This is a genomic window from Aeromonas sp. HMWF017 (assembly GCF_003061465.1).
GTDB lineage: Bacteria > Pseudomonadota > Gammaproteobacteria > Enterobacterales > Aeromonadaceae > Aeromonas > Aeromonas veronii.
Genome location: NZ_QAJD01000176.1, coordinates 43,713 through 44,627, shown reverse-complemented (window position 1 = coordinate 44,627; position 915 = coordinate 43,713). Strand labels below are relative to the sequence as shown.

The following is a 915-nucleotide window of genomic DNA, read 5'->3' as shown; positions in this document are numbered from 1 at the left end:
CCCCGCCTCGGCAGGGCGCTGGGCCACGATGGCGTTGTAGGCCACGGCGCCGACCCCGCCCGGCATGTAGGTGACCCGCATCGGCTTGTCGATGGTGCCGGTCTCCTGCAGGCTCACCTGCAGCAACTTGCAGGTGAGATCGAAGCCACCGCCCGGTTTGGCTGGTGCGATGCATTCGGTACGGCTCGGGGCGGTGGCACTCTCGACCGCCTGCAGCGGCAGGGCGCCGAGCAGGGTTAGCAGGGCGAGGGCGTGACGTGTGCGTTGCTTCATGGTTGTGTGCTCCATCTTGTCGTTGTTTTTTCTCGGTGTGACTCCGTCGATGGACGAAGTGATGCGAAATTGTTAAAACAACAACCTTTCATTCACCTTTCAATCGCTGACCAATTGGCGGGAGTGTGACCGTGATCGCACCTTGTTCCGCTCAGGCAGAGTGAATGGATGCAGTTGCTGCACTGTGGTTGCACGCCGTCGTTAAGAACAAGGGGATAGGGATGCGCTTGCTGTTGGCAGAAGACAATCACGAACTGGCCCACTGGCTGTCGCGGGCACTCACCAGCGCCGGTTTCGCGGTGGATTGGGTGGCTGACGGGGCTCAGGCTGACCACCTGCTGCGCCACGAACAGTACGCGCTGGCGGTGCTCGATATCGAGATGCCCAAGCTCGACGGGCTGGCGGTACTCGGCCGATTGCGCAGTAGGGGACAGGGGTTGCCGGTGCTGCTGCTCACCGCCCGCGGCGCGGTGGAGGAGCGGATCTGCGGCCTCAATGCCGGTGCCGATGACTATCTGGCCAAGCCGTTCGATCTGGGGGAGCTGGATGCCCGGTTGCGGGCCCTGCTGCGGCGCAGCGAAAGCGGTGGTGCCGAGCTGCGGCTGGGGCACCTGACCCTGCATCCCGACGGCTATTTTCTGC

Annotated in this window: 1 protein-coding gene and 1 pseudogene; one reads left to right on the top strand and one right to left on the bottom strand. The window is 63.7% G+C overall.

All coding sequences use genetic code 11. The features are described from left to right. A pseudogene (locus DBR30_RS22665) lies at nucleotides 1–273 on the bottom strand (tripartite tricarboxylate transporter substrate binding protein); the annotation flags it as partial. 164 nt (nucleotides 274–437) lie between these two features. On the opposite strand from DBR30_RS22665, the gene DBR30_RS22660 reads away from it, so the two are divergent. Continuing rightward, nucleotides 438–915 (top strand): response regulator (locus DBR30_RS22660; RefSeq protein ID WP_258224521.1); only part of this gene is annotated, 478 nt, incomplete at its 3' end.